The following is an 8,413-nucleotide window of genomic DNA, read 5'->3' on the forward strand; positions in this document are numbered from 1 at the left end:
TTGTCGCGGGTCGTGCAGGTGCCAGGCGGCGTCGGCCTTGGGGCGCAGGACCGTGTCGAGCCGCTCGGGGGTGAGCGCCGTGAGCACCCCGTCGTCGATCACGCCCGCCGTGTGCACCACCCCCCGCAGGTCCGGGAGGTCGTCCAGCAGCTTGGCGAGTTGCTCGCGTTCGGCGGCGTCGCAGGCCACGACGCGGGCGGTGGCACCGAGTCCGGCCAGCTCGGCCACCAGTTCCGCCGCGCCGGGCGCGTCGGGGCCGCGGCGGCTGGTGAGCACCAGTGAGGTGACGCCGTGCCGCTGGGCCAGGTGCCGGGCGACGGCACTGCCGAGGGCGCCGGTGCCGCCGGTCACCAGCACTGTTCCGTCCAGTGGCGCCGAGGGGACGGTGAGTGCGACCTTGCCGATGTGCTTGGCCTGGCTGAGGTGGCGGAAGGCCTCGGGGGCCCGCCGGACGTCCCAGGTGGTCACCGGCAGCGGGGTGAGCACGCCCTCCTCGAACAGCCGGGCGAGGTGGGTGAGCATCTCGCCGATCCGGTCCGGGCCCGCCTCGCCGAGGTCGAAGGAGCGGTAGAAGGTGCCGGGCCAGGAGGCGGCGACGGCTTCCGGGTCGCGGATGTCGGTCTTGCCCATCTCGATGAAACGGCCCTGGGGAACCAGCAGATCGAGGGAGGCGTCGGTGAACTCCCTGGCCAGGCAGTTCAGGACGACGTCGACGCCGCGGCCGCCGCTCGCCGCGCGGAAGGTGTCGGCGAAGTCCAGGGTGCGGGAGGAGGCCAGCCGTTCGGCGGGGACTCCGGAGGCCCGCACCACCGGCCACTTGGGCTCGCTGGCGGTGGCGTACACCTGGACGCCCCAGTGGCGGGCGAGCTGGACGGCGGCCATGCCGACGCCCCCGGCGGCGGCGTGCACCAGCAGCGACTCTCCTTCCTGGACGCGGGCCAGGTCCCGCAGCGCGTAGTAGGCGGTCAGGAACACCGTGGGGACGGCGGCGGCCTGGGCGAACGACCAGCCGCCGGGGATCGGGGCGATGGTGCGGGCGTCGGTGACGGCCAGCGGTCCCGCGTAGGAGCCGGACAGCAGTCCCATGACGCGGTCGCCCACGGCGACGCCGGTGACGCCGGGCCCGACCTCGGTGACGAGGCCGGCGCCCTCGGAGCCGAAGGCCATCTCGGTGAAGGACTCGGCGACGTCGACGACGCCGAGGGCGAGCAGCACATCGCGGAAGTTCACGCCCGTGGCGCGGACCTCCACCCGCACCTGGCCGTCGGTCAGCGGCGCCTGCGCCTGGGGACACGGCACGAGCCGCAGGCCCTCCAGGGTGCCGCTGCCGTCCACGTCCAGGCTCCAGGCGCCCTCGGCAGGGGGGACGAGGGTGTCGGCGGGCGCCACCCGTGCCAGCCGGGGCACCAGCGGGGAGCCCGCGCGCACCACGCTCTCCGTCTCGCCGGTGGCCACGGTCGCGGCCACCGCGGCGGGGAGCCGCTCGGCGGAGCGGGCGTCGCCGTCCAGGTCGATCTGGATGATCCTGCCGGGGTTCTCCGAGGCGGCCGAGCGCACCAGGCCACGGACCGCGGAGTGCACCGGGTCGACGGTGTCGCCGGGCGCGGCGGCGGCTCCCCCGCGGGTGACGACCGCCAGGCAGGCGGGTTCGGTCTCCTCGGCGGCGAGCCAGCGCCGCACCACGTCCAGCACCGCGCCGGTCGCCTCGCGGACGGCGGCCACGGTGTCCTCGGGCCCCGCCGGCACGGGCAGCAGCACCACGTCCGGCAGCCGCTCTCCGGCGCGTACGGCCTCCTGGAGCGCGGTGAGGTGGGGGAAGCGGACGGCTTCCGGGGCCGCGTCCGGAAGGTCGTCGGCGGTCCCGAGGACGGCCAGGGCGCACGAGGCGTCCTCGGCCGGCGGCAGCGCCGTCCAGTCCAGCCGGAAGAGGGCGTCCGCGCGGGGCCGGGTCCGGACGTCGCCGGCGGCCACCGGGCGCGAGGTGAGCTCGTCGACGGTGAGGAGCGGCAGGCCCGTGGGGTCGGTCATGGTCAGGGAGAGGGAGTCGGCGCCGTTCGGGGTGAGCCGGACGCGGGCCGTCGTGGCGCCGGTGGCGTGCAGCCGTACGCCGCCGAAGGAGAACGGCAGCCTCGGCTCCACCGCGCTGTCCTGGTCCAGCGCGGTGGCGATCTGGCTGTGCAGCGCCGCGTCGACCAGCGCCGGATGCACGCCGAACCGGCCGGCGTCCGCGCCGCCCTGCTCGTCCAGCGCCACTTCGGCGAACAGTTCGTCGCCGCGCCGCCACAGGCCGCGCAGCCCCTGGAAGACGGGGCCGTAGGCGTAGCCCCACTCGGTCAGCCGCTCGTACAGTCCCTCGACGGCCACCGGGACGGCGTCGGCCGGCGGCCAGGCGGCCGCGTCGGCGGGCGGGGTCACGGGCGCGGTGGCGGGCTCCGCGGCCAGGGTGCCGGTGGCGTGTCCGGTCCACTCCCGGGCGCCGTCGGGGCCGGCGGCCCGGGAGAAGATCCGCACCTGGCGGCGGCCGGTCTCGTCGGCCTCGCCGACGGTGACCTGGAGGTCGACGCCCGGGCCTTCGGCGGGCAGGGCCAGGGGGCTCTCCAGGATCAGTTCGTCGACCCGGCCGCAGTCGGCGTACTCGCCCGCGCGCAGGGCGAGTTCCAGCAGTGCGGTGCCGGGCACGAGGACGCGGCCGAGGACCTGGTGGTCGGCGAGCCAGGGGTGGGTGTGGGTGGAGAGCCGCCCGGTGAGCACGCGGCGGTCGCCGTCGGCGGCCTCCACGCCCGCGGCGAGCAGGGGGTGTCCGACGAGGGAGAGCCCGGCCGCGGAGACGTCCGCCGCGCCGCCGGTGTCGGCGGACAGCCAGTAGCGCCGGCGCTGGAACGCGTAGGTGGGCAGGTCCACGGCGCCGGTGGCGTCCGGCCCGTACACCGCCTGCCAGTCGACGCGGACGCCGGCGGTCCACAGCTGGGCGAGGGAGGTCAGCAGCCGCCGGGTGCCGCCGTCGTTCCGGCGCAGGGTGCCCGTCACGGCGACGCGGGGGGCGCCGGCCGGCCGGTCGGCGACCGTGTCCTGGATCGCGGTCATCAGGACGGGGTGCGGACTGACCTCCAGGAAGGCGGTGTGGCCCTCGTCCACGAGGCGCTGGACGGTCTCCTGGAAGCGGACGGGCTCGCGCAGGTTGCGGTACCAGTACTCGGCGTCCAGCGCCTCGCCGGGCAGGGGCGCGGCGGTGACGGTCGAGTACAGCGGGGTGTCCCCGGCGCGCGGGGTGACCGGTGCCGCCAGCCGGAGGAGCTGTTCGCGCACCCGCTCGGTGTGCGGGGTGTGCGAGGCGTATTCGATGCCGACCTTGCGCGGCCGCAGCCCCGCGGCCTCCGCCTCCGCGGTCACCTCGGCGAGTGCGTCGAGGTCGCCGGCCACGACGGTGGCCTCGGGGCCGTTGACCGAGGCGATCCACACCCCGGCCCGGCCCTGGAGGAGGGCGGCGGCCTGCTCGGGCGGTGCGGAGAGCGAGTACATGGCGCCCTTGCCGGACAGGTGCTCGGCGAACACCCGGCTGCGCAGTGCCACCAGCCGGGCCCCGTCGGCCGGCGACAGCGCTCCGGCCGCGCAGGCGGCGGCGATCTCGCCCTGGGAGTGGCCGACGACCGCGGCCGGCACCACGCCCAGGGAGCGCCACAGCCGGGCGAGGGAGACCATCACCGCCCACAGCACGGGCTGGACGACGTCGTCCCGCTCCAGTTTCTCGCCGCCGCGCAGCGGTTCGAGCGGGTCCCAGTCGAGGTGGGGCGCCAGCGCCTCGGCGCACTCCCGCATGGCCTCGGCGAACACCGGGGAGGCGGCCATCAGCTCGGTGGCCATGCCGGCCCACTGGGAGCCCTGGCCGGGGAAGACGAACACCACCTTGGCGGCGTCGGAGGCGGCTTCTCCCGTCACCACCTGCGCGGACGCCTCCTGCCCCGCGAGGGCGTCCAGCCCCGCCGGCAGCCCGTCGCGCTCCCCCGCCAGGACGACGGCACGGTGCCGCAGCGGGGTGCGGTGCAGGGCCAGGGAGCGGCCGATCGCGGTGGCGTCCGCGTCGGCGGCGGCGGTGAACTCCCGTAGCCGGGCGGCCTGTGCGCGCAGCGCGCGGGGGGTGTGTCCCGAGACGACCCACGGCAGGGGGCCGGCGTCCCCGGCGAGCGGCGCGGGGCCTGCCGGGGTCGCCTCGCCGGGGGCGGCCGGCCGATCGGCCCCGGCGGCCTCGGCGGCCTCGGGCCGCGCCTGTTCCAGGATGACGTGGGCGTTGGTGCCGCTCACCCCGAAGGCGGAGACGCTGACGCGGCGTGGCTGTCCGGTCCGCGGCCAGTCGGTGGCCTCGGTGACCAGCCGGACGTCCCCGGCGCTCCAGTCCACGTGCGGGGTGGGCTCGTCCACGTGCAGGGTGGGCGGGACGACGCCGTGCTGGAGGGCGAGCACCGCCTTGATGACGCTCGCCACGCCCGCGGCCGCCGCGGTGTGGCCGATGTTGGACTTCACCGAGCCGAGCAGCAGCGGGCGGCCGGCGGGCCGCCCCTGGCCGTAGGTGGCGAGCAGGGCCTGGGCCTCGATGGGGTCGCCGAGGGTGGTGCCGGTGCCGTGGGCCTCGACCACGTCCACCTCGGCGGCCGACAGCCGGGCGTTGCCGAGTGCCTGGCGGATGACCCGCTGCTGGGAGGGGCCGTTGGGCGCGGTCAGGCCGTTGGAGGCGCCGTCCTGGTTGACGGCGGAGCCGCGGAGGACGGCCAGCACCCGGTGGCCGTGGCGGCGCGCGTCCGACAGCCGCTCGACGAGCAGTACGCCGACGCCCTCGCCCCAGGCGGTGCCGTCGGCGCCGGCGGCGAACGCCTTGCAGCGGCCGTCGGGGGCGAGGCCCTGCTGCTTGGTGAACTCGGTGAACATGCTGGGAGTCGCCATGATCGTCACACCGCCGACCAGCGCCATCGCGCACTCGTCCGTGCGCAGCGCGTGGGCGGCCAGGTGCAGCGCGACCAGGGAGGACGAGCAGGCGGTGTCGACGGTGAGGGCGGGTCCCTCCAGGCCGAAGGTGTAGGCGATCCGGCCGGAGGCGACGCTGGCGGCGTTGCCGATGCCCATGTGGCCGGCCAGCTCCGACCGGCTGTTGCCGAGCATCAAGGTGGCGTAGTCCTGGCCGTTGGTGCCGACGAACACCCCGGTCCTGCTGCCGCGCAGGGCGCCCGCGTCGAGCCCGGCCCGCTCCACGGCCTCCCAGGAGGTCTCGAGGAGCAGCCGCTGCTGCGGGTCCATGGCCAGCGCCTCGCGCGGCGAGATGCCGAAGAACTCGGCGTCGAACTCGGCGGCGTCGGGCAGGAATCCGCCGGCGCGGGTGGCCGAGCCGGGCTCCCGGCCGGGGCCGCCGTCGAAGAGCGCGGCCAGGTCCCACCCGCGGTCCCGGGGAAACCCGGTGATGCCGTCGGCGCCTTGGACCAGCAGCTCCCACAGCTCCTCGGGGGAGCCGACGCCACCGGGGAACCGGCAGCTCATCCCCACGATGGCGATCGGCTCCCGCTCGGCGTACTCCACCTCGCGCAGCCGGCCGCGGACCTTCTGCAGGTCGGCGGTCACCCGCTTGAGGTAGTCGAGCGTCTTGTCCTCGTCCATGGTGGATCCCATTCGTGTGTCTCCCCGCCTCGCGCCTCGCCGCTCGCCGCTCGTGCCGGTCGGCCCGCTGGTGCTCGTCGGCCCGCTCGTGCTTCCCGGACTGCCGGCGTTCACAGGCCGAGCTCGTTGTCGATGAAGTCGAAGATCTCGTCGCGCGTCGCGGAATGGAGGCGCTCGGTCGCCCCCTCGCCGGGCGCCGGTGCGGACCACCGCTCGACCAGGGCCGTCAGCCGGGCCAGCGCGTCCGCTGGGGGCGCCGCCTGGGCCGCGACCGTGGCGAGCCTGCCCTCCAGCCGGTCGATCTCGGCGAGCAGCGCCTTCTCGGACAGCTCGTCCCCGCCCAGCTCGGAGCGCAGGTGTTCCGCGAGTTCGCGCGGGGTGGGGTAGTCGAAGATCGAGGTGGCGGACAGCCCCAGCCCGGTGGCCTCGGTCAGCCGGTTGCGGAACTCGACCGCCGCCAGCGAGTCGAAGCCCACGTCCCGGAACGGCTTGTCGGCCTCGACCGCCGCGATCCCGGTGTGCCCGAGCACGGCGGCCGCGTGCCGCCGCACCAGGTCGGTCAGCACCTGCTGCCGCTCGGCGCCGGAGAGCCCGGCCAGCCGCCGGGACAGCTCGTCGGCGCCCTCGCGGTCCGGTTCCGAGGGCTCCTGCGCCCGCCGCGCCTCGGGGATGTCGGACAGCAGGGTGCTGGGCCGGGCCGAGGTGTACGACAGGGCGAACCTCTCCCAGTCGACGTCGGCCACGGTCAGACGGACCACCCGCTGGTCGATGGCGTGCCGCAGCAGGGTCAGCGCGGTGTCCGGGGCCAGCGCCCGTACGCCGCGCCGCCGCAGGTGCGCCTCGGCGTCGTCCCGGGCCGCCATGCCGCCCTCGCTCCACGGGCCCCAGGCCACCGATGTGGCGACGGCGCCGCGTGTCCTGCGCCGTTCGGCCAGGGCGTCGAGGTAGGCGTTGGCGGCCGCGTAGGCGCCCTGCCCCGCGCCGCCCCAGATCCCGGCGGTGGAGGAGAACAGCACGAACGCGTCCAGCTCGGCTCCGGCGAAGGCCGCGTCCAGGTGGCGCGCGCCGGCGACCTTGCCCGCGCTGATGGCGGCCACGTCGTCCGGGCCGGTCTCGTCGATGCGGCTGGACTGGGCGACGCCCGCGGTGTGCATGACCGCCCTGACGCGGACGCCGTCGGCGGCGAGCTTGTCGAGCAGCGCGTCCAGCGCGCCCCGGTCCGCGACGTCGCAGGCGGCGATGGTCACCCGGGCGCCCAGGCCGGTCAGTTCGGCCTCGAGGGCCGCCGCCTCCGGGGCCAGCGGGCCCCGGCGGCTGGTCAGCACCAGGTGCTCGGCGCCCTCGCGCGCCAGCCAGCGGGCCACATGGGCGCCCAGCGCCCCGGTGCCGCCGGTGACCAGGACGGCGCCGCGCGGGGTCCAGCCCGTGCCGCCCGCCGTGGCCGCCAGTGGCGCCCGCCGCAGCCGCCGGGCCAGCAACCCGCCCGGGCGCAGCGCCACCTGATCCTCGCCGGTGGCCCCGGCGAGGACGGCGGCCAGCCGTTCGGCGTCCCGCGCCCCGGGCTCCTCCGGCAGGTCGACCAGGCCGCCCCAGCGCTCCGGATGCTCCAGCGCCGCCACCCGGCCGAGGCCCCACACCTGCGCCTGGGCCGGCCGGATCTCCTCGCCACCGGTGACGGCGACCGCGCCCCGGGTCAGGCACCACAGGGGCGCCGCCATCCCCAATTCGCCCAGGGCGCGCACCAGAGCGTGGGTGGCGGCCAGGAGCGCGGCGGGGTCCTCGTCCCCGGCGAGCGCCAGGAGTGACAGCACGCCGCGCACGGGTGTGTCCGGGAGTACCGCGCGCAGCCGCTCGGTGAGCGCCTCAGGGCCCGCGCCGCCCGCGAGGTCGGCGATGTCGGCGATGTCGGCGGACACGTCCACGGACACCAGGTCGAGGCCCTGCCGTTCCAGCGCGGCGCCCCACTCGGCGGCGGCCGGGCCGCCGGCGGTGATCCGGAGCCAGGTGCCGACCGGCTGATCGGTCGGCTCCGCGAGCGGTCGCCAGTGCACGTCGTAGCACAGCTCGCCGAGTTCCGAGCGCTCCCTGGAGCGGCGGCGCCAGTCGGCGAGGATCGGCAGGACCTCCCGCAGCGGCGCCTGCCGGTCGTCCTCCTCGACTCCCAGGGTGCGCGCCAGCACGTCCATGTCCTCGCCCTCCACGGCGGACCAGAAGGCCCGGTCGACCTCCGGGGTGTGCTCGCCGTCGGTGGCGGGGGGCTCGTCCAGCCAGTAGCGCTGTCGGTGGAAGGCGTAGGTGGGCAGCTCGACCCGGCGGCCGGGGCGCAGGGTGGGCCAGGTCACCCGGGTGCCCCGCACGTGCAGCCGCGCCAGCGCCTGGACGAAGGTGTCCAGCTCGCCCTGGCTCCCGCGCACCGCCGGGATCGCCACCACACCCTCACCGCGCCCCTGGACCAGGCCGCTCAGCACCGCGTCCGGTCCCACCTCCACGAACTCCGTCACCCCTCGGTCCACCAGGCACTTCACGCCGTCGGCGAAGCGCACCGCCTCCCGCGCGTGCCGCACCCAGTACTCCACACTGCACAACTCACCCGCATCAGCCACCGCACCGGTCACGTTCGACACCACCGGAATGACCGGCTCCCGGAAGACCACGCCGTTCAAAACGGCGGCGAACTCCCCCAACACCGGCTCCACCAGCGGCGAATGGAACGCCTGCCCCACCCGCAACCGCCGCGTACGACACCCCGCCGCACCAGCCAACTCCACCACCC

At 76.4% G+C, this 8,413-nt stretch carries 2 protein-coding genes; both read right to left on the reverse strand.

Going from position 1 to position 8,413, the window contains the following annotated elements; translation table 11 throughout:
• The coding region (locus BBH68_RS41060) for a type I polyketide synthase (protein ID WP_141713107.1) at positions 1-5,652 on the reverse strand (5,652 nt) is incomplete at its 3' end.
• 98 nt (positions 5,653-5,750) lie between these two features.
• Positions 5,751-8,411 (reverse strand): SDR family NAD(P)-dependent oxidoreductase, encoded by a 2,661-nt coding sequence (locus tag BBH68_RS32280; protein ID WP_107500883.1) that lies wholly within the window; start codon positions 8,409-8,411, stop codon positions 5,751-5,753.
• Positions 8,412-8,413 lie beyond the last annotated feature (2 nt).

It is taken from the genome of Streptomyces sparsogenes (assembly GCF_001704635.1).
In the GTDB taxonomy this organism is placed as follows: Bacteria; Actinomycetota; Actinomycetes; order Streptomycetales; family Streptomycetaceae; genus Streptomyces; species Streptomyces sparsogenes.